The organism is Pseudomonas sp. FP2196, assembly GCF_030687715.1.
Taxonomy (GTDB): domain Bacteria; phylum Pseudomonadota; class Gammaproteobacteria; order Pseudomonadales; family Pseudomonadaceae; genus Aquipseudomonas.
This window is the reverse complement of sequence record NZ_CP117445.1, coordinates 4,946,272-4,970,294: the sequence shown is the minus strand read 5'-3', so window position 1 is coordinate 4,970,294 and position 24,023 is coordinate 4,946,272. Positions and strand designations below refer to the sequence as shown.

17 protein-coding genes are annotated in these 24,023 nt (G+C 59.4%); 9 read left to right on the top strand and 8 right to left on the bottom strand.

Annotated elements, in window-relative coordinates:
- Position 1: 1 nt before the first annotated feature.
- Positions 2-394 (bottom strand): protease inhibitor I42 family protein, encoded by a 393-nt coding sequence (locus tag PSH79_RS22170; RefSeq protein ID WP_305439625.1) that lies wholly within the window; start codon positions 392-394, stop codon positions 2-4.
- Positions 395-608: 214 nt separating this feature from the next.
- Complete coding sequence (lon, locus tag PSH79_RS22165; protein ID WP_305439624.1) at positions 609-3,026, bottom strand: endopeptidase La; 2,418 nt, start codon at positions 3,024-3,026, stop codon at positions 609-611.
- Positions 3,027-3,584: 558 nt separating this feature from the next.
- On the opposite strand from lon, the gene PSH79_RS22160 reads away from it, so the two are divergent.
- The gene (locus PSH79_RS22160; RefSeq protein WP_305439623.1) at positions 3,585-3,773 is read left to right on the top strand and encodes a hypothetical protein; all 189 of its coding nucleotides are present in this window, start codon (positions 3,585-3,587) and stop codon (positions 3,771-3,773) included.
- Positions 3,774-3,836: 63 nt separating this feature from the next.
- Here PSH79_RS22160 and PSH79_RS22155 read toward each other — a convergent pair whose 3' ends face one another.
- The 3 genes from PSH79_RS22155 to PSH79_RS22145 form a co-directional block, all read right to left on the bottom strand.
- On the bottom strand, positions 3,837-4,202 hold the full coding sequence (locus PSH79_RS22155) for a DUF6124 family protein (protein WP_305439622.1): 366 nt from the start codon (positions 4,200-4,202) through the stop codon (positions 3,837-3,839).
- 539 nt (positions 4,203-4,741) lie between these two features.
- Positions 4,742-7,153, bottom strand: coding sequence for a glucose/quinate/shikimate family membrane-bound PQQ-dependent dehydrogenase (locus tag PSH79_RS22150; protein WP_305439621.1), 2,412 nt, complete (start codon positions 7,151-7,153; stop codon positions 4,742-4,744).
- A 225-nt stretch (positions 7,154-7,378) separates the two neighbouring features.
- The gene (locus tag PSH79_RS22145) at positions 7,379-8,740 is read right to left on the bottom strand and encodes a carbohydrate porin (RefSeq protein WP_305439620.1); all 1,362 of its coding nucleotides are present in this window, start codon (positions 8,738-8,740) and stop codon (positions 7,379-7,381) included.
- A 301-nt stretch (positions 8,741-9,041) separates the two neighbouring features.
- Between PSH79_RS22145 and PSH79_RS22140 the strand changes: the two genes are divergently transcribed.
- Together PSH79_RS22140 and PSH79_RS22135 are read left to right on the top strand one after the other, a co-directional pair.
- On the top strand, positions 9,042-9,272 hold the full coding sequence (locus tag PSH79_RS22140; protein WP_187680225.1) for a VF530 family DNA-binding protein: 231 nt from the start codon (positions 9,042-9,044) through the stop codon (positions 9,270-9,272).
- A 1-nt stretch (position 9,273) separates the two neighbouring features.
- Complete coding sequence (locus PSH79_RS22135) at positions 9,274-9,924, top strand: Pr6Pr family membrane protein (protein WP_305439618.1); 651 nt, start codon at positions 9,274-9,276, stop codon at positions 9,922-9,924.
- Between the two features lie 87 nt (positions 9,925-10,011).
- On the opposite strand, the gene PSH79_RS22130 is transcribed toward PSH79_RS22135, so the two are convergent.
- Together PSH79_RS22130 and PSH79_RS22125 are read right to left on the bottom strand one after the other, a co-directional pair.
- Positions 10,012-10,794 carry a siderophore-interacting protein gene (locus tag PSH79_RS22130; RefSeq protein ID WP_305439617.1) on the bottom strand — a complete coding sequence of 261 codons (783 nt, stop codon included), beginning with the start codon at positions 10,792-10,794 and terminating at the stop codon, positions 10,012-10,014.
- On the bottom strand, positions 10,791-11,366 hold the full coding sequence (locus tag PSH79_RS22125) for a PadR family transcriptional regulator (RefSeq protein WP_305439616.1): 576 nt from the start codon (positions 11,364-11,366) through the stop codon (positions 10,791-10,793). The genes PSH79_RS22130 and PSH79_RS22125 overlap by 4 nt, the downstream gene beginning before the upstream one ends.
- A gap of 498 nt (positions 11,367-11,864) precedes the next feature.
- On the opposite strand from PSH79_RS22125, the gene PSH79_RS22120 reads away from it, so the two are divergent.
- The 6 genes from PSH79_RS22120 (at position 11,865) to PSH79_RS22095 (ending at position 18,815) form a co-directional block, all read left to right on the top strand.
- A complete protein-coding gene (locus PSH79_RS22120; RefSeq protein ID WP_305439615.1) occupies positions 11,865-12,356 on the top strand; it encodes a CS1 type fimbrial major subunit in 492 nt (163 codons plus the stop codon).
- Positions 12,357-12,465: 109 nt separating this feature from the next.
- On the top strand, positions 12,466-14,988 hold the full coding sequence (locus PSH79_RS22115) for a CS1-pili formation C-terminal domain-containing protein (protein WP_305439614.1): 2,523 nt from the start codon (positions 12,466-12,468) through the stop codon (positions 14,986-14,988).
- Between the two features lie 4 nt (positions 14,989-14,992).
- The gene (locus PSH79_RS22110) at positions 14,993-16,207 is read left to right on the top strand and encodes a hypothetical protein (RefSeq protein WP_305439613.1); all 1,215 of its coding nucleotides are present in this window, start codon (positions 14,993-14,995) and stop codon (positions 16,205-16,207) included.
- A 44-nt stretch (positions 16,208-16,251) separates the two neighbouring features.
- A complete protein-coding gene (locus tag PSH79_RS22105; RefSeq protein ID WP_305439611.1) occupies positions 16,252-16,995 on the top strand; it encodes a molecular chaperone in 744 nt (247 codons plus the stop codon).
- Between the two features lie 33 nt (positions 16,996-17,028).
- A complete protein-coding gene (locus PSH79_RS22100; protein WP_305439609.1) occupies positions 17,029-17,541 on the top strand; it encodes a CS1 type fimbrial major subunit in 513 nt (170 codons plus the stop codon).
- An 11-nt stretch (positions 17,542-17,552) separates the two neighbouring features.
- Positions 17,553-18,815 (top strand): hypothetical protein, encoded by a 1,263-nt coding sequence (locus tag PSH79_RS22095; RefSeq protein WP_370872678.1) that lies wholly within the window; start codon positions 17,553-17,555, stop codon positions 18,813-18,815.
- A gap of 64 nt (positions 18,816-18,879) precedes the next feature.
- On the opposite strand, the gene PSH79_RS22090 is transcribed toward PSH79_RS22095, so the two are convergent.
- Positions 18,880-24,003 carry a dermonecrotic toxin domain-containing protein gene (locus PSH79_RS22090; RefSeq protein ID WP_305439606.1) on the bottom strand — a complete coding sequence of 1,708 codons (5,124 nt, stop codon included), beginning with the start codon at positions 24,001-24,003 and terminating at the stop codon, positions 18,880-18,882.
- Between the last annotated feature and the right edge of the window lie 20 nt (positions 24,004-24,023).

Below are 24,023 nucleotides of genomic sequence, written 5' to 3'. Positions count from 1 at the left end.
ATCAGTTCACCGAAATGGCGCAGTCAAAGGTTTCCACTGGCAACACTTCCGGTGCCCACGGTTGTTGCGAGGTCAGGCGCAGACGCCCGGTACCGGGGGCGAAGGCCTGGAAGCGCCAGGTCGACAGACCTGCTGCGCCAACCACGCCGGCGTCTTCCGGGTTGCTGTAGACCTCGGGGCTCAGCGCGCGCAACACGCCGCCGGCCGAATCCTGAATGGCCCAGCGATACCCCGTGGTCGGGTTGCTGGGCAGCATCACGATGAGGTTTTGTCCGATGGTAAGCCGCACAGGACATTCACTTTGTTTTTCCACGGTCACGTTGTGTTTCGGTTGCGTGGCGCAAGCGGCCAGCAATGAAAGGGTGAGGGGGATAAACAGGCGAATGAGGGACATAGGTCAGCGGCTCCGGCGTTGGCGACGAACGGCGAGCATAACTGAAGATGAGACAAAGTGTGACAGTCGGGGAGCGTTGGTGTCTGGGCTGGCGCCTTCGCGAGCAGGCTCGCTCCCACAGTGGGCAGCGGTGTTCACAATCTCTGTGTTCACTGCACAACCCTGTGGGAGCGAGCCTGCTCGCGAAAGCGGTAGAACCGGCGCTATCGAGTTGTCAGAAAAGCACCTTCGCCACATCAGCAAACCGCTTGGCGAAGTGCACGGTGATGCCTTCCTTCAGGTAATCCGGCAGTTCCTCGAAGTTGCCCCGGTTCGGCTCCGGCAAGATCAGTTCGAAAATCTTCTGTCTTCTTGCCGCGATCACCTTCTCGCGCACGCCGCCAATCGGCAGCACATGCCCGGTCAGCGTCAGTTCGCCGGTCATCGCCACGCCTTTTTTCGGCGCTTGATTACGCGCGAGCGAGAGCAGGGCACTGGCCATGGTCACGCCGGCGCTCGGGCCGTCTTTGGGTGTCGCGCCTTCCGGCACGTGCAAGTGGACGAAGGCTTCGTCGAAGAACTTCGGATCGCCGCCAAACGATTTCAGATGCGAACTCACGTAGCTGTAGGCGATTTCCGCCGACTCCTTCATCACATCGCCCAGTTGCCCGGTGAGTTTGAACCCACGATTGAGCGTGTGAATTCGCGTCGCTTCGATCGGCAAGGTCGCGCCGCCCATGCTGGTCCACGCAAGGCCAGTGATGACGCCCGTGCCGGACAGCACCTGCTCATTGCGGAACACCGGATGACCGAGCGAGGCCTCCAGATCTTTCGGCCCGAGCTTGATCACCGCTTTCGGATCGTCGATCAGTTTCATCACCGCTTTGCGCACCAGTTTGCCCATCTGTTTTTCCAGCTGGCGCACCCCGGCTTCACGGGCGTAACCGTCGATCAATGCCTTGAGCGCAGTGTCGCTGATGCTCAGGCTGCCTTTTGATACGCCGGCCTTTTCCAGCAGTTTCGGCCACAGGTGGCGCTTGGCGATGGCGACTTTTTCTTCGGTGATGTAGCCCGACAGGCGAATCACTTCCATTCGGTCTAGCAACGGGCCGGGAATGGAGTCGAGGGTGTTGGCGGTGCAGACGAACAGGACTTTCGACAGGTCCATGCGCAGGTCGAGGTAATGGTCGAGGAATTCGACGTTCTGTTCCGGGTCGAGGGTTTCCAGCAGCGCCGAGGCCGGGTCGCCCTGGTAGCTCTGGCCCATCTTGTCGATCTCGTCGAGCATGATCACCGGGTTCATCACTTCGACGTCTTTCAGCGCCTGCACCAGTTTGCCCGGCTGCGCGCCGATGTAAGTGCGGCGGTGTCCCTTGATCTCGGCTTCGTCGCGCATGCCGCCGAGGCTGAAGCGGTAGAACGGCCGGCCGAGGGATTCGGCGATGGATTTGCCGACGCTGGTTTTCCCCACGCCCGGCGGGCCGACCAGCAGCACGATGGAACCGCTGATTTCGCCTTTATAGGCACCCACGGCGAGGAATTCGAGGATGCGATCCTTGATGTCGTCGAGGCCTGCGTGGTGTTTGTCCAAAACCTTGCGTGCGTGTTTGAGGTCGAGTTTGTCTTCGCCGTACACGCCCCACGGCACCGAGGTCGCCCAGTCGAGGTAGTTGCGGGTGACCGCGTACTCCGGCGAGCCGGTTTCGAGGATCGACAGCTTGTGCATTTCTTCTTTGAGGCGCTTCTGCACCTGCGCCGGCAGGACTTTGCCTTCCAGGCGTTGTTCGAACTGTTCAAGGTCGGCGCTGCGGTCGTCCTTGGTCAGGCCGAGTTCCTGCTGGATGACCTTTAGTTGTTCCTTGAGGAAAAACTCGCGCTGATGCTCGCCGATCTTGCGGTTAACTTCCGCCGAGATCTCTTTTTGCAGGCGCGCGACCTCGACTTCCTTGCGCAGCATCGGCAGGACTTTTTCCATGCGTTTGAGCATGGGCACGCAGTCGAGCACTTCTTGCAGCTCGGGGCCGGTGGCGGAGGTCAGGGCGGCGGCGAAGTCGGTCAGCGGCGACGGATCGTTGGGGCTGAAGCGGTTGAGGTAGTTTTTCAACTCTTCGCTGTACAGCGGGTTGAGCGGCAGCAGTTCCTTGATCGCGTTGATCAGCGCCATGCCGTAGGCCTTGACCTCGTCGGTCGGCTCGGTGGGCTGGTGCGGGTATTCGACTTCTACCAGATACGGTGGGCGATGGTGTTTGAGCCAGGTCTTGATGCGTACGCGGCTGAGGCCTTGGGCGACGAATTGGAGTTTGCCGTTTTCGCGACTGGCGTGGTGGACTTTGACCAGGGTGCCGTATTGCGGCAGGGCGCCGGTGTCGAAGTGGCGCGGGTCTTCCTGGGGGGTGTCCATGAAGAACAGCGCCAGGGAGTGGTGTTCGGATTTGCTGACCAGTTCGAGGGTTTCGGCCCAGGGTTCTTCGTTAACGATGACCGGCAGGACTTGGGCCGGGAAGAACGGGCGGTTGTGGATCGGGATGATGTAGACCTTGTCCGGCAGGTTCTGGCCGGGCAGGGCGAGGCCTTTGCCGGAGGTGGTGTGTTCGATGTCTTCGGCTTCGGTGTAGTCGTCGGGGTTTTCCGGGAATTCTTGCTGGTCGCTCATGGGGCACCTGCGCAATTGGGTATGGGTGTTAGATGGGGCAGGGCTTGAGTGGTTTCAATGGTGGGGGTGTGTTTCTGTTTGTGTTCAGGGTTTTGACAGGGTCACGCTTTGGACTTGGCGGCCTTTGGGCCGACCATGAGCGAAGCCTTCCGACGTCGCTCATGGATCAAGATCAAGATCAAGAGCAGGCGAGCTGACACTCGGCCTATTGAGTGGTGAAGAGCGGGGGAGGGGGCGGCTTTGGGTTGTGGTGGATTTTTCCCTCATCCGTTTTGAGTGGATTGGGTGTCGGCTTTTTCGTGGTGTAACGCCGCTGTACGCGGGTTCGCGGACTGAGCCATTCGGCAATCTGGGCATACCCGAAGGTATCCAGTTGTTGGTCATCCTTGATCTGACAGTTCACTAATAGATCAAAATTCATTGCGCCTTATTTCGAACCTGTCTTGCGCCCTGTAATTTCTGACAGTAGACACACTGCCCGGTCGGACCGAGATTAACCCTGCGCCTTCGGGCGTCAGGGCGTTGCCCGTCAATCTCACTACTTCAAGGAATCAGACCGTGAGCTATACAGATTCGATTTATAAGGGTTACACCATTCGCGAATACTCCGCGGACACTCCAGGTCTGCATTTCCGGGTGATCTATTCGGCAACAGAGGAAAGCTTGTTGCTGGAGACACGAAAACAGGCCGAGCAGTTGATCAATGATCTGCTCTACCGAATCAGCACTGGAGGGAAGGCCATTTGACTCAGGCAGGTTAATGCTCACCCGGTGTAGGAGCCGCCTCGACAGCCCCTACACGCCAGGTTGTCAGGTTTTAGCGGTGATTTCGTGGTTATCCAGTACGCGGTTCACCGCCAGTTCGGCGAGCATGATGATTTGCTGAATCGCCAGAATCGTGCGCCGTTGCGGGAGGTCGATGTAGGCGGCGATGTCGCTGGTCATGAGGCTGGCTTGTGCCAGTGATTCGCAGGCATGGACCAGCAGGCTTTCGCTGTCTTGGTCTGGCGCGACCTGGAACATGGTGCTGGGTTTGTGGAAGCGCAGGGTTAAGGCGTTGGGCTTGAGATAGTGGTCGAGGGCGCGTTCGGCGGCTTCGTGGAATTTCTTCGAATCGGGGGATTGGTAGGGCGAGGTGTCGTTGGTTTCTGGTGGATTGGGTGTGTGCTTTTTCATGGTGTAACTCCGAATGATAAGTGGGGCTGTCACTCTCAATCACCGCGACGCGACAGAGGGTGGCAGCTGTACGCGGGTTCGCGGACCGAGCCATTCGGCAATCTCGGCATACCCGAAGGTATCCCGCGCACAGCCACCTTCAAACCAAACGAAAAGCACCTGGGCGCTCCAGTTTGGGCCGGCGATTATGCATCAAATCGAATGAACTGCTCGGGCCGCGACGCCCCATCGCTGAATTTGCAGCGACCCACCGAGCCTATCCACCCGATTTCCGACGCACAACCGACGCGACTTGTCGGAAAACTCCCTGCAATTCCCGGCGTATGTAGGACGAGCAAAATTCCTACATCCAACGCTGATCAAACTGTGGGAGCTGGCTTGCCAGCGATGGCGTTCTTCCAGTCGGCATGTACCGTCTGACCCACCGCTATCGCTGGCAAGCCAGCTCCCACAGGTTTCTTTGGTGGACTCAGAAATTGCATGCACAAAAAAGGCGATGCCCCTTTCGGGACATCGCCTTCATCACTACCGGTTAAATCTTATTCCGGCAGTTTGTACGCAATCACGTAGTCACCCATCTTGGTGCCCAGCGAGCCGTGACCGCCAACAACCAGCAGCACGTATTGCTTGCCGTCCTTGCCGGTGTAGGTCATCGGAGTCGCTTGGCCACCTGCTGGCAGACGCGCTTTCCACAACTCTTTACCGGAGTTGACGTCGTAGGCGCGCAGGTACTGGTCGAGGGTGCCGCTGAGGAAGCCAACGCCACCGGCCGTCACGATCGAGCCGCCCATGCTCGGCACGCCCAGGTTGAAGCCGATCGGGATTGGCGAGCTGTCGCGGCTGGTGCCGTTTTTGCGTTTCCACACGACTTTGCTGGTGGTCAGGTCGATACCGGCGACGTAGCCCCAGGCCGGAGCCTGGCACGGTACGCCGAGTGGCGACATGAACGGGTGCATGATCACCGCGTAAGGCGCGCCGGTGTTCGGTTGCACGCCAGCGGTTTCGCTTTCGCGTTTGCTGCCGGCGGCGACTTTCTCGCGCGGCACCATTTTCGAAACGAAGGCCATGTAGTTCGGGCTGGTGAACAGCATTTGGCGAACCGGGTCGACCGACACGCCGCCCCAGTTGAACACGCCAACGTTACCCGGGTAGATCAGGCTGCCCTGTTCCGACGGCGGGGTGTACTGGCCTTCGTAACGCAGTTCCTTGAACTGGATGCGGCACAGCATCTGGTCGAACGGGCTCGCGCCCCACATGGCTTTTTCGGTCAGTTCCGGGGCCAGCAGGTTGAGGTCCGAACGGGCCTGGGTCGGTGCGGTGAAGTCGCCTTTGACGGCGCCTTGCGGTACCGGGATTTCCTTGATCGGGATGATCGGCGTGCCGTCACGACGGTCGAGGACGTACAGGCTGCCCTGTTTGGTCGGGGCGATCAGCGCAGGTTTCACGCCATCGGCGGTTTTCATGTCGAGCAGGGTTGGCTGGCTGCCAACGTCCATGTCCCACAGATCGTGGTGGGTGAACTGGTAGTTCCAGCGCACTTTACCGGTGGCCAGGTCCAGAGCAACGACACCGGCGCTGAACTTCTCGGCGCCCGGGGTGCGGTCAGCGCCCCACTGGTCTGGAGTCTGGTTGCCCAGTGGCAGGTAAACCATGCCGAGTTTTTCGTCGACGCTGGCCAGCGACCACATGTTGGCCGAGTTGCGGCTGTAGGTTTCGCCCGGAGCCAATGGTTCGGTGGCGTCTGGCTTGTCGCTGTCCCAGTTCCACACGAGGTGGCCGTCGCGCACGTCGAAGGCGCGGATCACGCCCGATGGCTCGTTGGTCGACTCGTTGTCGGTAACGTGACCGCCCATTATCACCAGATCACGGGTAATCGCCGCTGGCGAGGTGGAGTAGTAACCACCGGCGGTGAACGGGCCGATGCCTTGGGTCAGGTCAACCACGCCGTTTTTGCCGAAACCTTCGCAGATTTTGCCGGTGTCGGCGTTCAGTGCGATCAGGCGGGCATCAGCGGTTGGCAGGTACAGACGACGCGGGCAGGCCTGAGCAACGGCTTTGCCGGCTTCGGAAATTACAGCGGAGGCTGCGTTTTCAGTTTTGGCGTACGCGGCTTCGTCGTAGTACGACACGCCACGGCAGGTCATGTGGGCGAAGCCCTTGAAGCCGGCCGGGCTCTTGATCTGCGGGTCGAAGCGCCACAGTTCCTTGCCGGTGTCCGGGTCCAGTGCCAACACTTTGCTGTGCGCGGTGCAGGCGTAGATCATGCCGTTGGCTTTGAGCGGGGTGTTTTCGTTGGTCAGCTCAACCGGGTCATCAGCGGTCGGCAGGTCGCCGGTCTGGATGCGCCAGGCTTCTTGCAGCTTGCCGACGTTTTCCGGGGTGATCTGCTTCAGTGGCGAGTAACGGTCGCCGAATTCGCTGCGGCCGTAGGCCTGCCAGTCGCCATCCGGCATGGCTGGCGCGGTGCTGGTCATGTCGGCAGTGTCGCGGCCCAGTTCGCCGAAGGTTTCGCCCGGGTGGGTGAACAGGCTGGCCAGGGCGGTGACGCCGGCCAGAACCACCGCCACGGTCAGACCGCCAGTGCCGATTGGCGCAGGGCCGGCGAGCAGCAGTGGACGACGGAACCACGGCAGCAACATCACGAAGCCGAGGACAAACCACAGCGCCAGACGTGGCACCAGTTGCCACCAGTCCAGACCGACTTCCCACAGCGCCCAGACGGTGCTGGCAAACAGCACGATGGCGTACAGGCCCAGCGCCGCGCGACGGCGCAGCAGCATCAGAATGCCGGTCAGCGTGATGCCGATACCGGCCAGCAGGTAGTACAGCGAGCCGCCGAGCATGCTCAGCTTGACTCCCCCGGCCAGCATGGCCAGGCCCATCAGTAGAAGCAGAATGCCGAGCAGGCTCGGTAGCAGACGGCCCCGACTCGAAGCACTTTCGGTGCTCATAGTGTGAATCTCCGTGACGTTTATGTAGTCCCGCGCTGTAGTCACTTTAGATGACGATTTGGCGTGGGCATGGTTCAGATAAAAACTTGTCTAGCTAACGAATTTTTCCTTGAACCCTGTGGGAGCTGGCTTGCCAGCGATGGCGGTGCATCAGGCGACGTTGATGTCGAATGTGAAATCGCATCGCTGGCAAGCCAGCTCCCACAGGTTTTTGCGCAGTGTTCTTTAGAACGACGACTGGATCTTCAGTCCCGCGATCAGGGCGTCATCAACCTTGTCCACGCCACCGGGATGGCGGATGTATTGCAGGTTCGGGCGCACGGTCAGCCAGTTCGTCACGTGCACGCCGTAATACAACTCAGCGCTGTATTCGGTGTCTTGCGGCGGCAGGAACGATGGATCGTCGTAGTCGTAGACCGCGTTGGCCCGGTTGCTCGCTTCGGCGTTTTTGCCATAGGCCGGGTTGACGTGCACGCGAGCCAGGGCGAAACCGATGTCGTCCTTGGCACGAGCGTCAAACGGGCCTTTGTAGGTGAGGCCGGCCTGGACGTAGTTGTCGATGGCGTTGGTTTTCTTGTCGTGCATGGTGGCGTTGGCGAACACGCTCAAGCCGCGACTGTTGTCGCTGGCGAGGCTGGTGAGCTGCTGCTGGGCACCGAACCACACGCCGTGCTTACTCGAGGCGCTGCGATAGGCTTCGCCGCTGAGGGCTGCCGGTTGGCCTTGGTTGTCTTTATAGACGTCGCTGGCCTTGGCATTGCTGTAGTAATAACCGGCGCGGTATTCACCCGGCAGGCCATTGAGTTTCGGCGTCCACACCAGCTCAATCGGCAGAATCGCGCCTTGGGTGCCGCTGCCGCTGAGTTTGAAGCCGTTGCCCCGATCAAGGTTCGACGGGTTCTGCTCGTAGGCGCCGACCTGTGCGTACAACTCCGGCGTCAGGTGATATTTGACGCGCAGCGCCCACTGGCTGACCGGCCAGTTGTACCAGATGCCGCCGACCCAGTTGCCGACCTGCGAGCCGCAGAACGCCAGGTTCTGGAAGTCGCAGGGGAAGGTGTTGAAGTCTTCGCCTTCGCCGAAACGGCCGACCTTGATGTCGAGTTTCTGGTCGAAGAATTTCTGCTGGTACCACATCTGCGTCAGGCGCGTGGTCTGGCCACGGCCCCAGACTTCCTGGGCGGAGGTGAAGCCGCCGACGCGCGGGTCGTTGATGCGGTCGTTGCTGATGTTGTTGCCGCTGCGTTTTGTGATGGTCAGTTGAAACTCGGCGTCGTCCCAGCCGAGGATCTTTTGCAGGTCCAGGTGCGTGCCCAGTCCGAACTGGTCGCTGTAGCGTGCGGTGCGGTCGTGGTCGTAGCCGCCGTGCAGGTTACTGCCCATTTCACCGGTGTAATCGAGTTTGAAGTCGTAGCCTTTTTCCGAGAGTTCGGTGCGCGTGCCGTTCCAGTCACCGAGCATATAAGGTGATTCGCTGTCGAACGCGGGAGCCGCCTGGGCGCAGGTGGCGAGGCCAAGGGCGGTGCAGCCGCCGATCAGGCGCAGGGATGAGATAGCGCTGTCTCGAAAAAACGGAAAATCGGGCATAAAAGGGGGCTTTCTTGATCTTTTTTTGGGGATGAGCTGACCGCTACGATTTGACGCAGGCAGTGAAGCGATTCAGCGGAAAGGCGGCAGGATAATGATCTGTAACAAAAAGACAAAGAGGTTTTACTGACATGGATCGTTTCGGATTCGGTAACAGTGCGGCAAACGGGCGCATTGCGAGTCTGGTCGCCGGCTGCGATCTTTTCGGGTTGGCCTACATTTGATGCAAGGCCTTCCACCTGATCACCCCCTCGGCTAAGGTGCGCGGCTTCTGCACTTTCACTTCGCCCAAAGGCTTGGCATGAACGAACAATCCCCCGATCCGCTGCACGGCGTAACCCTCGAACAGATCCTCACCGCTCTCGTGGCCCATTACGAATGGTCGGGGCTGGCCGAGCGTATCGATATCCGTTGTTTCAAGAGCGATCCGAGCATCAAGTCGAGCCTGACGTTCCTGCGTAAAACTCCGTGGGCGCGGGAGAAGGTCGAGCGTCTGTACGTGAAACTGATGCGCACCAAGCGACCGCTCTGAGATGGACACCGTGTGGCGGCGCCGTCTGATCATCCTCGCCGCCATGCTTGGCTGGGCGGGACTGGCCATTCAGCTGTACCTGATTTTCTTCGCGCGCTTGAGTGTTGGCGCCAGTCTGTTGGGCGGGCTGGTGAGTTTCTTCAGTTACTTCACCGTGTTGACCAATACGCTGGTGGCGACGGTGTTGACCTGTGCCGTCACGCCACGTGTATCCGCCGCGCGCCGCTGGTTTTTGCAACCGTGGGTGAGCAGCGGGGTGGCGGTGAGTATTGCGGTGGTCGGCGTCGCGTATAGCCTTTTGCTGCGGCATTTATGGCACCCGGAAGGTTGGCAATTTATTGCTGACGAATTGCTTCACGACGTGATGCCGTTGCTGTTTCTGGGCTATTGGTGGTGTTGCGTACCCAAAGGCACCTTGCGTCTTTGGCATCTGCCGCTGTGGCTGATTTATCCGCTGGCGTATTTCGCTTATGCCTTGCTGCGCGGGCACGTGCTGGGGGCGTATGCGTATCCGTTCATTGATGTGTCGGTGCTGGGTTATCCACAGGTGTTCATCAATGCCGGGGGGATATTGGTGGGTTTTGTGGGGATTGGCGTGGCGGTGATCGGCCTGGACCATTGGCGCTCCCGCACGAAGTTAAAGTACCTGTAGGAGCAGCCGCAGGCTGCGATCTTTTGACTTTGGCTTAAAAAGACAAGATCAAAAGTTCGCAGCCTGCGGCAGCTCCTATAGGGGATATCACTCTTCTTCAGAGCCCTCGGCGCGCCAGTAGCCGACGGCTTTCACCAGTTTCTCGTCGAGCCCGTGCTCATCCAGCAGCACCCGGCGAACCTGCCGCGAAACCTTGGTCTCGGTCGCCACCCACGCATACAGATTGCCTTTGGGCACCTGCAATTGCTTCACCGTGGTCAGCAGGTTGTCCTTGCCGCCTTCACGCAGCACCCAGATCACATTGACCTGCGCCGCGCTCTCCAGCGCTTGCTGCTCGGCGCCGTTTTCCACTTCGATCACCACCAGCGCCTTGCGATTGGCTGCCAGGCCTTCGAGGCGGCGGGCGATGGCGGGCAGGGCGGTTTCGTCACCGATCAGCAGGTAGCTGTCGAAGATGTCCGGCACGATCATCGAGCCGCGTGGGCCGCCGATGTGCAGGAACTGCCCAGGTGCAGCCTGTTCCGCCCAGGTCGAGGCGGGGCCATCACCGTGCAGGACGAAGTCGATGTCCAGCTCAAGTTTGTCGAGGTCATAGCGGCGCGGGGTGTAGTCGCGCATCTCGGGTGTCGGGCCATCGTTCTTGCCGCCGAGTACCATGGTTTCCAGCGCAGCGATTTGTTCGGCGTTCTGCGGGAACAGCAATTTGACGTGATCGTCGGTGCCAAGGCTGATGAACCCGGCCAGCTCCGGCCCGCCGAGGGTGATGCGGCGCATGCGTGGGGTGATATCGACCACGCGCAACACTTCGAGGCGACGGCGTTTGATTTCGTGCATCACGCGGTGAATGGTTTGGGTATCGACTGCAGTCATTCGGCTTTCTCCGGGGCAGGTTGAACGGCGGGGCCGTCGACGATGGCTTTGGCGGTGTCGTTGAGCAGGTCACGCACGCGCTGAATTTCTTCCGCGCTCCAGCGCCCGTGGTGCAACTGCAGGGCGTGGCGCAGGTTATGCACCGCTTCGTGAATTTCCGGTGGCCGGTCGTGGCCGCGCAACGAGCGTTTACTGACGTCGATACGCATGCGCACGCCATCCAGAGCCACAGCTTGCTCGCTCAGGGACAGACGCCCGGCGTCGGTGACGCTGTAGCGTTTTTTGCCGCCCTCGGCATCGCCCGTGATCAGTTCGCTTTCTTCCAGAAAGGTCAGGGTCGGGTAGATCACGCCGGGGCTCGGGCTGTAGGCGCCGTCGAACATGCCTTCGATCTGGCGGATCAGGTCGTAGCCGTGGCAGGGCTGCTCGGCGACCAGCGCCAGCAATAGCAACTTCAGGTCACCGGGGGCAAACACCCGAGGGCCACGGCCGCCGCGTTCACGTCCGGGGCGCTTTTCAAAGCCGTCACGGCCGTCGCCGTGTTCTCGGTGGGGGGAATGATGGTCTCTCATTTCTGTCTTCTCTCTTCACGTTTAGATACAACTTAAGATATATCTTAACGCCGGCGCAAGACGTTTTTGCTCGGAGGACCGGTCGGCTGACGAGTGGCGGTCATTGTCGATGTTGCAATAGGCCTCTTCGCGAGAGTCTTCAGCCATCGATAACTTGAAAGTTAAAGTTAACACTCTATTTGTTTTGAGTGATTATTCTAAAATCGCAACTAAGGCCCGCTATGTCGAGGCCATGTCGCTGTATGGTTTTTTAACTAAAACTGTATGTAGGGAATAACTTACAGTCATTGTTTTGAATATTGGTTTTTTGTTCTTTTTTCTTGCGGGTCATGGGGTTGTTTAACTACGCGCTTATAGGAAGTTACTTGCTTACTTTCCAGAGGCAACAGCCGATGATGCTCCGGCATTGAAAGTTCAAGTTGATCTGGCTCAACTCCCCTGGCGTTTGACTTGGACTTTCAATCACTCCTTCTCTTAAAGAAAACAAGGTACTGAACGATGTTCAAGAAAATCGCTATTGCTGCTCCTCTGGCTCTTCTGGCACTGGGTTCGTCGGGCGCATTCGCCGCTGGTGAAGCCGCTCACTCGATCAATATCGTCGCTCAGGTTCCGACCAACGGCTTCTACGTGGTGCCGACCAATCCTGATCTGGTCAACAAGGATCAGGACATGAGTTACCAGCCGTCCACCGGCAAGATGGGCGAAGTTAACGGTTTCTTCGATATGCGCAACAACAACGGTTCGGTTCACGCCAGCGTGGACACTCAGCCAAAACTGATCTCCGGTTCGAACTCCATCGACCTTTTAGTCCAGATCAACAACAAGACCCTGACCACCACCCCGCAGGAAGTTGTGGGCGAGTCAGAGTCGGATGTGAACTATCGCGCCCCCCTGAAGATTTCCGCCATTGGCACAACTTTCAATCCGGGTGATTACACCGGTGTTGTGGCAATGACCTTCGACGCCGTTCCTCCGGTCGGTGGCGAGTGATCAATCCGTCCTGAGATCAACGCTGACATCTTGTTGGCGTTAACCGACGGGGCAGGCCACCGTGCTCGCCCCGTCGGACCTCCATTATTCGTAATCAGAGTAAGAGTTCATGTTCCCGATGACACCCATCGCGGCTGCGCTTGCGCTGCTGTTTTGTGCCAGCGCAGCCGTGGCTTCCAACTCCGCCGGCACCACGCCGCGAAGTCTGTTGGCCCAGGCCAAAGGCCTGCCGGCGGATTTCGAGGAGCACTTCTTTGACGTACCTTTGGCGGTTCGGGTCGAACTCGATCATCAGCCATTGGGCGAGGCCATGGTGGTGTTGTCCCGCGACGATCGCATCACCCTGCTGGAATTCACCGACACCAGCGAAAACCGTTTCGGCCCCGCCGAGCGGGAGAAATGGGCGGCTTTTCTCAAGCCCGGCGTGCCACTGGGCAATTGCACCGGTTCCTGTTCCGATCAGGTGCTGGCAGTGCATTACAACCTGGAAAACTCGCTGGTTTCGATTCTTACCGAAAACGCCGAGCGCGACGTCCAGGCCAAGCGTTATTACGAACAGCCTGATGGCGGCAGCAGCGGTTTGATGGTGCGCAATCAGCTCAACCTCAATGGCGGTCAGGATCAGGATCTGGGCGGACGTTTCGGCCTTGAGGCCAGTGGCAGTCTGGGTAACTGGAGCCAGACGCTGAACCTGCAATTGGCCCGTCTCGGGGGCCCGGATGACAAGCTGTATCACGCGGTACACGAGCTTCATACCCAGCGCGAACTGCAAGGCAGTTTTTTCCGCCTGGGCTATTTCACCCCCAATTCCGAAGGGCTGACTCGCCAACCGCGCACGTTCGGCACCAGCCCTGATACGGCTGTCGGTGTCATGTACGGCAGCTCCGACAGTCTGGCCATCAACAGCCCGATGCCCAGCGTCTATCCGATTTATGTCACCGCCAACCGTCAGGGTTCTGTGGAAATCTGGCGCGATGGCCTGTTGATCAATACGCAATCGGTGCCGGCCGGTTTGCAGACCCTCGACACCCGGCCATTGCCCGGTGGCATTTATGAAGTGGAAGTGCGCCTGATCGAAGATGGTCAGATCACCTCCACCACCCAGGAGCTGGTGTACAAGCCCAGCAACTGGCGCAACCTCGACGACCGCTGGCGCTACAACGTGTTTGCCGGCGAAGAGAGCAAGCTGCTGAGCAACTGGGACACCCAGGCCAGCGGCAGCCCAACGGCCGGTGCGGCGGTCAATTACCTGCTGCATCCACGGGTGATTCTTGGCGCGTCGGCGCGGCAGATTCGCGAAAAGCTGCAATACGGCACGTCCATCGACTGGACGCTGGCCAACCACATCAGCCTGTATGCCAACGTCTACAAGACCGAGGATTACGGCACCGGTCTGGATCTGCAAAGCCTCTATAGCTATGGTTCCGGCAGCGTGGTCTTCAGCCACAACCGCAGTTGGCTCGACACCACCAACACTTATGACACCCTGCCGGACGGCACCCGGATTCGTTCGCGCAATGTGTTTATCGGCCAGACCAGCAACTCGTCGCTGGCGCTCAACCATCGAGTCAGCAGTAAGAGTTCGATCAACGCGCGGGTGTCGCACAGCGAGGGTAACGTCGAAGGCGTCGGCATGGATCTGGGCTGGACCCAACGCACCGAACTGTTTGGCAGCGACGCCAGTTGGCGCTTGTCGCTGTTCGATCGGCCGGGCAGTTACAGCAGTGGCGATGCGCGCAATCGCGGCGTCGATTTGAGCGTCAACATGGCACTCGGTGCCCCCGGTCAGCAGATCACCGGCAGCATCGGTTCGCGCACGGCCCGCGATGGCAGCCGCGACAACAACGGCTCGATCGGCTGGCGCAAGGATTTCAAGGATCACGTCCTGCAAAGCGTTTCGGTGACGGCGCTGACCGACACCTATGGCCTGGGCATGAACAGCCTGGCGAACTTCCGTACCGACGCCGTCAATGGCGACGGTTTTGTCCAGCGCTCGTCCTACAACGGTAACTACACCGGCGGCCTCAACGTCGACAGCACGCTGGTGGTTGGCGGCCAGAAAATGCTCTTGACCAGTCAGAGCGAAATGCGCGGCGCCGGGATGATCGTCGATGTCGAGTCGGACCTTGAGGACATTACCCTGCGTGCCGACGATTACAGCGGTGGCAGCGCGGCGTTGAAACCGGGGCGCAATTTCATCCCGATCACCGCCTACCAGAACAGCTCGGTGAGTTTCGATTTCGAAGGCACCAGTGTGCCGGCGGCCACCATCGCCCCGGCGCGCACCCGCTATCACCTGAACAAGGGCGGCGTTGAATACCGCCAGATCCGCGTGATGAAAACCCTGACCGTGCTCGGTCGACTGGTGGATGGCCAAGGGCGGCCGCTCAAGGGCCATCACGTGATCAACCATGCCAGCCGTGGGGTGACCGAAGTCGACGGCTTCTTCTCGATGGAAATGAACGCCGGCTCACCGACCCTGGAAGTGCGTCAGGGCAACCAGTTGCTCTGCCAGTTCCGCCTCGAAGCCAACAGCCACCGCAGTGAAAACAACGTGTTGATGATCGGTGATCTGCGCTGCACGCCGGACACCCTGGCCGACGTCCACACCACCGAACAGAAGGCAGGTTGATTCCATGAAAATATTCACGAGTGGTCTCGGGTTGGCGCTGGCGCTGGGCGCGTCTTCGGCACAGGCATTCAATCAGGAGATCCGCGCATTGTTTCAGCCTGATCCTTCGCAGCCAAGCAAGAACCTGTTCGTTAACCAGACGCCCAATAGTGGCTATTGCGCGAACTTTCCCCCGCAATGCGCCAGCGCCAACATGTTCAGCATCGAGTTGCCGGTCGGCTACAGCTCAACCCGCGAGCTTATGCCGGGTGACGATATCTCAGTGCAGGTCCCGGCTGACTGGAGACGGTTGACGGTGACTAATCAGGAAACTCAGGAAACGGAAACCGTAGAGGTGCGAATCACCGGCATAGGCTCCAACTATATCCTGAGCGATACCGTGGAAAATCTGACCGGAGTGCAGCACCCCACAGGCCATGACATCCTCTGGACGTCCCTTAGCGGCTGGCTTTATGCCCCCCCGCCTTGCCAAGGTACTAGCGTGTCCGGGTACAGCGCTCGCACCTATCGCTTTTTCTGGCAGACGCCCTCGCAAGCGCCCTGCACCAAGACCGCCGCTTTTCGTATCCCCTCGATGTATTTCGAGAAGATCGATTTTGCGTATGAGCTGAGAACCCCCAACCCGTTGAGCATGTCGAGCGGTCTGTATACCGGATCCATCGCCTACTCGATGGGACCCGGTGGCGATTTCGACATGGGCGCGGCGTTTCAGCCGGATGACGGGAGGCTGAGCCTGGACTTTGTGCTGGACGTGCAACACACCTTGAAGGTCGATCTGCCACCGGGTGGCGATAGAGTGCTGCTCGAACCCGAGGGCGGCTGGATGCCCTGGATCGCCAGTGGGCGCAAGCCGACGCAGATCTTCCGTGATCAGCTGTTTTATCTGTCGGCTTCCTCGCGGTTCAAAGTGACGATGATGTGCAACTCCACCGGTGGTTCTCGCTGCAAACTCAACAGCCCCAAAGGCAATACCACTGAGGTCGAAACATTTCTTACTCTGCCTGGCGGTATCAGCGGTCCCAGTGGCGGCGACGTCAAACAGCTCATGTTGCTCCACGACACCTGGATAGGTCCCTTTCAGCCCAGTGTTTATCTTGATCGAAAGGCCGGCTCGTTGCGTTTCGCTGTGCCGAAGGACGCCATCGACTTTCTCTTGCGCCCCGGCCTGAGCGACACGCTCAGCGGCAATATCACCATTATCTGGGACTCGGAAGTGTGAGCACTCCGGGCCGGTCCTTATCCTTTTTCATGGAGTTGAAAACGATGAACCGTGGTTTTTTGCTGGGTGTGCTCAGCGTGTTTAGCCTGACGGCGCAGGCCGGGCCGCAGATCAATGTCGGCACGGTGTACGACTATCTGGATGCCGATAAAAGTACCTACCTCAAGCGGGTGTTCAACAGCGGTGACGCCACTGCGTTCGTCAAGGTCAACGTGCTGGAAATCGTTTACGCCGACGACGGCACGCCACAGGAAATCGCGGTACAGAACGCCGCCGACGGCGCTTCGCGTAATGGCCTGATGGCCAGCCCGGCGCGGTTGATCGTGCCGGCGCAGGGCATGCAGGGCACTCGTTTGCTGTACCTGGGCGAGCGCGATCGCGAGCGCTACTTCCGCGTGCGTTTCGTGCCGGTGGTGCCGGAGAAGGAAGATGAATTCGCCGTCAGCGACGAGGACAGCGAGGAGTACAAAAAGTCGCTCACGGCCGGGGTCAACGTGATGACCGGGTTTGGCACGGTCTTTTTCGTGCGGCCCAAGGATGCGCGCTTCGCCACGGCAATCAACGACAGCGACAGTCGCTACGAATTGCGCAACAACGGCAACACGGTGTTGATCATCGACGAGTTCAAGAGCTGCTCCCTGAGCAACGAAAACGATTGCGGGGCGACCACCAAGCACCACGTGCTGGCCGGCAAGACTTTCGCTTTCGATAAAGAGAAGAATCGCGAATACCGCTTCTTCCTGATCGAAGGCAACGAGAAAAAAACCGTGAAGGTCGTCAGCCGCTAGGCCTGCTTTCCATTGACGCAACGGGTAACCAACATGATCAAGCAATGCACCGCCGTCGCGCTGATGGCCATGACGTGTCTGACCGTCACCGCCGCCTGGGCAGCGCGGGAAGAACACACTTTCGAGGTGTCCCTGACCATTCCCAGTCGGCCGTTTTACATCATCCCGGCGGAACCGGACTGGATCCACCGTGCTCAGCGGCTCAACTGGGATCACCCGAACTCGAACCTGAGCAGCATCAGCAAGTATTTCGATGTGCGGCACGACACCAGCGCCATTGAAGCGCGGCTGGAGGCCGAGCCTTATTTGTCCAATGGCCGTCCGGACGACGATATTGCGCTGCGGGTGTCCTTCAACGGCGTCGAATTGAGCGCGGAAATGGCCCCGCGCCAAGTGGTGTCGCAGGCCGAAGCGGCAGTGGGCACGCGGGTGCTGCTGGAGATCGTTCCTGTGAAGCCGGCGGGCGGTTACCGCGCCGGGGATTACAGCGGTAACGTGCTGTTGCTGTTCAATGCCAAGACTCCGGAGGGGGGCGCCGAATCATGAGCAGGCGTTGGATGTCTCGGGGTTATCCACAGGCAACGGTCCGGCGTGATTCGCGCCAGCCTTTTATTGGTTTGCTGCTGGCGCTGATGGCCGGCAGTGCGCAGGCCGAAGTGCACAACATCGACGCCACGTTCGAGCCGGATTTCAGTAATCCGCGCAAGAACCAGTTCAAGAACCAGACGCCCTCCGAAGGCTTTTGCCGTCAGCTGCCGGCGACTTGTGAGGCGCTGGGGCTTTTCAGCCTGATCGCCCATATACCTTTTGTGGCGAATGTGCCGATTGCGGCCAACCATACCGATCCACGGCGGGGCGGGATGGCCAAAGTACCGTCTGACTGGAAGGACGTTATCGTCACCCATGCTTCCGGCGACCAGCAGCGTGTCGAGTTGAGAATCGCCGGGATTGGTCATGAAGCCGGTTTCCCGCTGTCGGTTCGGCAACTGACGGGCAATGGCTGGTGGGATGACTTGTGGGAAGGCGGCGCGTGGAGCTATGCGCCATCACCGTGCCTGGGAGTCGGTACCTACTCGGCGGGCGAACACAGTTACAACAGCTTCTGGCGGGTGCCGGAAGGCGCGGGCGCCTGCGCGAAAAAAGCACTGTTCGATATTCCGCCGGGCATGAATTATCAGTATTTCGTGTACGCCTACGAATTGCGCACCCCCGATCCGCTGAAGATGGAAGCAGGTTCGTACACCGGATCCATCGACTACACCGTCGGTCCGAACATGGATTTCGACATGGGCGATGCCCTGCTTCCGTCCGACTCCATGCTGACCCTGAACTTCAATCTGAAGGTCACCCACACCATGAAAGTCGACATCCCTCCCGGCGGCAACCGCGTGGTGCTGGAACCGGTGGGCGGCTGGCAGTCCTGGCTGAATCAGGGGCGCAAGCCGACACGACTGATGCGTGATCAGACGTTCAATATTTCCGCCTCAAGCCGCTTCAAGATGACGATGCAATGCCAGTACGCCAGCGCCAACAATTGCGCGTTATGGAACTCGTCTGCCGGCCATTCCGTGCCGCTGGAAGTCAGTGTCACGCTGCCCAACGGGTTGACCGATGGCGCCGGCCAAGCGGTCAATCGCCGGCGACTGTTGCGCGACGGTACTGGCACCGAGCTGTTTCAGCCGGAGTTCTATCTGGATCGCAAGGTCGGCACTTTGCATTTTGAAGTGCCCCGCGATGCGGTGGACGGAATGCTTCAGGAGGGGATTGCCCGAAGTTATTCGGGCAATGTCACGGTGGTGTGGGATTCGGAAGTCGGTTAGGCGCGTTGTCGGTCAACCAGCCCGTGAAAGGGCTGGCCGATTTCATGCGTTGGAGAGGCGTCGATCAGAGCCCGGCCTTTTCCATGGCTTCGCGGGTCCATCTGCGAGCGAGCGTGTAGCGATCACGCCCGGCGTTGAGCAGCAGTTTGTTGTAATCGACATCGGTCATGGGCTCGCCGCTGAACACCTCAACCTGCGCAACACCCAACTGACTTGCCAGGGACTCCATCTTGCGCGCGAGCCGGTTGATGTTGGTCTCGGGGTTAGCGGCGGCCCATTCGGCTTGTGCCAGACGCAAGTCTTCGATCTGCTCGCGCTTTGTGTTGAAAAGCTCGTCGTCGATGGCGAACTGCGTGGGATGGGTTCGATCCAGATGGCGCTTCCAAAAGGGGTCGCCATGCAGGTCGATCATGGCGTCGACCAGTCCGTTACCTTCCTCACGTGCCATGATCGAATCGTAGGCAGCGTTGATTTTTGCCTCAGTCACCCCCGACCTGGGCTGGTAGTGCATGCCTTTGGACTGCCAGGGAAGTTCCAGGCGTTCGGCCAGCCCCGTCTGATACGCCAAGTGCACTTCCACCTCATCCGGTGCCGGGGTCGCCGGGTCGTGCGGGGTGATCAGGTTTTGCTGTCGCTGCCGTTGGACCTCGGTTCTGGCCACCTCGGCCACTCTGTTCAGGCGAGCGGCACTGCGCGCCAGCCTGACGAGGTTGTTGTCCAGTACCTGAGCCGAGGTGGGCTCGTTGTAGGCTTTGGACACCAGTATTTTTATTCCCATGGAGTTGAACAGTTGGGCACCACCGTCCTCGCAGTTGTCAGGTTCCCGGGCCTGTTTGAACAGCTCTTCACGCAGGTCGCTATCGAGCACGGCGGCATCGATCATCTCCCAGACGCGAGCGGTCAATTGCCTGCGCGATTTGTCGTAGGCAAAGTCATGGCCGTCTCGCTGCTTGCGAATGACCTTGAAAAAATCCGCTGAGCCCGGCTCAGCCATCAAGTCGTGCCAGGATTCCTCCCGGTATTTTTTGTAGGCTAGCGAAGGACTGAACACGTCAGCGCCTTCCGGGAACGATTGCCAATGGGCAATTTCGTCTGTGACCGCCGGTAAATAGGCTTGTTGAGGGGTAAACCCTGCAGAGCGGCGGTAGCCTTCGTACCGCTGGCGATCGGCAATGGAAAGCCTTGTCGTGTCGACACGCGTGCGGCTGAGGATAAACGCCTGATCCGATCCGGGAGTGACGGTGGGCAGCTCGTTGATCGGGCAATTACGCAGATCCAGGGCAAACCCGCGTGGGCGCTGTCTATCGTTAGCGCCGACCTTGAACAGGCCCGTTGGCCAGCGCTCGAGGCCGGTATTGGCCAGATTCAATTCGTTCAATCGATACATCCGACCTACATCAGGTGGCTGGCGCAGTGGATTGCCGCTGAGGCTCAGCGTTTGCAAGCGAGTGAGGCCGCTCAGTTGGGCGCTCGATCGGGCGTTGAGGGTGATGGCGTTGTCCGTCAGATCCAGGCTCTGCAGATGACGCATCCGGCCCAAAGCGGGCGAAATCTCCTTCAAGTCGCAATGGCGGGCACTGAGGTGGCGAAGTTGTGGGAAATCATTCAGCAAACTGTCGCTGCCGGTTGAGATTCGCGCCCTGTCGAGCTTGAGCGCCGTGATCTGCTCAAGGTGTTTTTTCATGCCCGGTTGCTGACGAAGATCTTTCCACCAGCGCTCCAGCTTCGGTTGCGCGAGTTCGGAGGACAGGTCCAGCGCATAGCCTTGCTCGGGGTGGTTGCTGCGTTCACCGTAGACTTTGCTTTTGCGTTCGAAGCATTCAATCAATTGGTCCTCGATCCACCGTCCGCCGTTGTGCAGATAGTCTGTCGAGACTGAAGCGATGGGCTCACCGAAATCATCCAGCTCGAGGGGGTAGCTTTCACGCCAGCGGCGCAGTAGGTCGTGCAGATCCTGACGTTCGGTTTCCAGGCGCTCAATGGCCTGATCAGCATCCCCCTTGGATTGAATGACTTTGACAAACGAGGCCGCGTCTCTGTCGTTCATCTTCGGATACAGCTTCTGGATCCGCTGCTCCGGGGTGGCGTCGCCAAATGGCCACCAGCCGCGTTGAAACGTATCAGCGTCGACGACGGTCCGAATCGGCGGCGCCGCCAGTACGACCCGGCGTTCGCCCAGCGACGCGGCGTGTTCCATGATCCACGATTTGAACAGACGTCCCTGACCGCTGTTGTAACTCAACGCCTCGCGCACATTCTCAGGCAGGGCATTGAGGATGGACTCGAAAAAATCGTCCGGCCCATGCAGCACGCGGTTATTGGCATCCAGCACTTCGTATCGCCCGAATTCATTTCTGACCAACCGGCGCAACAGTGGCGCGTCATCCGCTCCGGCACTGCTGCGCTGCAGGCCGTCATAGCTGCCTTCACGGACTTCGATACGCAAGTCGACAAACGCATCGGAATGCCGTTTGAGCGTGCCCAAGGCCAGTTGCTCGGTATCCGGTATCAGCGATTCATCCTGATAAAAACCCTGATAGGCGCGCGTGGTGCAGGCTTCGAAATTCAGTTCCCGAGCCAGCGCCTTGAGGCGCAGTGGCAAGCGATTTTCGCTGACGATGCGCTGCAGCTCGGCCGGGCTTGCCTGAGCCAAAAGTGTTTGTGCCACGCTCAGGGGCAGATCGGGGAAGGTCTGTTTGACCACCCGGATATCGGCTTTACTTGATCGCTCGCTGGCTTGATACAGACGTTCGGACACCTCACCCTGACGAGCCTGAACGGCATCGGCCAGCAGGTCGCGCAAGGCTTGGGTTCGCTGCGCTGCGGGTACCTCGCGTCCCAGCAGGGCATTCATTTCACCGTCATCGAGGAAGCCCGTCAGCCGTTCCGGCAACTGGCCGGCATTGAGGTCCGCTTGGCTGATGGTCAGGGTATTGGCATCGGACGCCGCCGTGTCGCCGTATTTGCGCGAGTAATCGCTCCATTGCGCAGCGTCATACACCACCTTTATCGCCCGTGTTGACGGCCATCCCGGCAAGGCCGTGGTGATCGGTTCAAACCAGTCCGATTGCGGATCGAGCGGCTGACCGGCGCGAATGTTGGCCGTGGCGAGTAGCGCGTCGTCGCGGGCGGTGAAACGTTTGATGGTATCGGCCAGCAGCGGCGGCGGAGGGTTGTTGTCGTTGTGCATCTGTCGCAGTGCAGGGATTTCGGTGCCGCTGCTGATACGTATCTGTTCGAGTTCAGCCGGTGAGAAGCGCTCGACGCTGTGGCCCAGGCGTCGCATCAGCGCTTGATCGTCCCAGTCGTTCGGACTTTCTGCTTCGTGCCGCCAGGCGCCGTGCTCGTTGTGCTCGACCTTCGGTTGGTAAGCGTTGGGACGTGAGGGGTGTTTGATCCGGTGCGTTCTGGAGTCGGGATGGGGCGAGGCTTTTTCGACACTGTAGAGTTTGCCGTCCAATGGCAAAAGGGCCTCGTGGGCAAATTGATGCAGGCCATGGCTGTCGGGTTTCGAGCCAGCCGGCAACGTCAGATTCTTTTGCTCGTAGGGCGCAAGGTCAGGGTGCCACAGCGCCGGTTTGCCATTGGGCAGCTTCACCGGTTTCATGCCATCGACCAGCGCCGAAAGTTTCACCCACAAGTGTTTGCCGATTGTCGTGCCGACGGCAAAACCCGCCAGTTGAATCACGTCCGTCACGACACTGATCACATGTTCGGCCGCTTCCAGCGCCAGGCCTTCGGCCAGGTCGAAGATGCCTTCGATGACGTCGTTGGTCAGTTGAAAGGCCGTGTAGACCATCATCACTTCGCCCAGCCCCGGCACGAACGGCGTTGCAACCAGCAAGGCGACATTGAAGATATCCGAAACGATCTTCTTGAAATTGTCCCACCAGGCCCAGCGCGCATTGCTGTCGGTGTCGGCCGTGGACACCGCGACTTCTCGGGCATCGTTGAGGATCTTGTTGAGTTTCTGCTGGTAGGCATAGCGCCAGTAATCGTCCGGTACCCCGACACGCTTGAATTGCAGGTTGGGGTGTTTCACCGCCTCTATGCGCCAGGCCGGTCTTTGATCGTTGTGATTTTCCTTGGGGTGATAGCGAACGATGAACAAGCGTTGTTCGAGGTCGGCGAAAAAATGTCCGCGCTGTTGCTGGTCGACGAACTGGCTGAAAAACTGGCGGTAGCGCTGCTTTGTCGAAGCGATGAAACGGTCTTCACGTAGCTGGCGCGTCAACTCGATGCCGAACTCTTTTAGCGAAGGGTATTCCTTGAGCGGATGGTCCGGGTCATGGGGCACATAGGCAATGACCCGCTTGATCTCCTTGTCGTCGCTTACGGCAGGAAACAGCAGCAGGATGCCGGTCAGGCGCGTGCCGAGCATGGACAGGTCGTAGCAACGCATTCTCTTCCCGTTGAGCAAAAGCCGGGGTTTTTCCCGGTTCAGCTCCAGCACCAGCTTGTAGGCGTCGTACTGGATGTCGCCAGTGATCAATGCCAGTTCAGCGGCGACAGCCAAAGCGTCTTTCTGGCTTTCGATGACTCTGGATTTCAACGCCTCTTCAGCCACCGGTTCGCCCGGCAGCAAATAGCGTTCAAGGTGCGTTTTGTACTGCGCGCCGATGTCCAGTTCGCGGCACAGGGCCTGAAACTGGCTGATGGTCATCTTCGACTTGATCGACACGACATCGAAGTTGCCGCGCTCATCGGGTTGGGTGATGTATTGCGAGTCGTCCGTGACTGTTTCGCCTGCCGCAAAATTGTGCAGGGCGGCGTCCAGCAGTGAAACCGTGCGGCTAGTGACACCGCTGGCGACATCGAGCGCGTACCAGGGCGTGTCCTTGGGCATGTACAGGCGCAGCCAGGTGGTCTTGACGTCATGCACGACGCCGTAGCGTTCCTTGAGTTTTGCCTGGAGCAGGGGAGCCGCGAAGGTATAGAGGTCGATCTTGTCCAGCAGGTGATCGACTTTGTTTTGCGAGTCCCAGGCCTTGAGATTGCAGGCGGCAAGTTTTTTCAGGTAAGCGGGGGGGGCCGTTGTGTACCACGATTTGATAGCCATCCGAGTGGCCGCCAATGCCAGGCCTCGGGTCACGGTGGCGGTCTTGAAGCTGTCACTGACAGTGGACTTGATGAATTCGTAGTGCTGCCCTTTGTTCAAGGGGGGGGCAGATTCGGTAGAGGCAGTCATGGCCAATCATCCTTGATTGT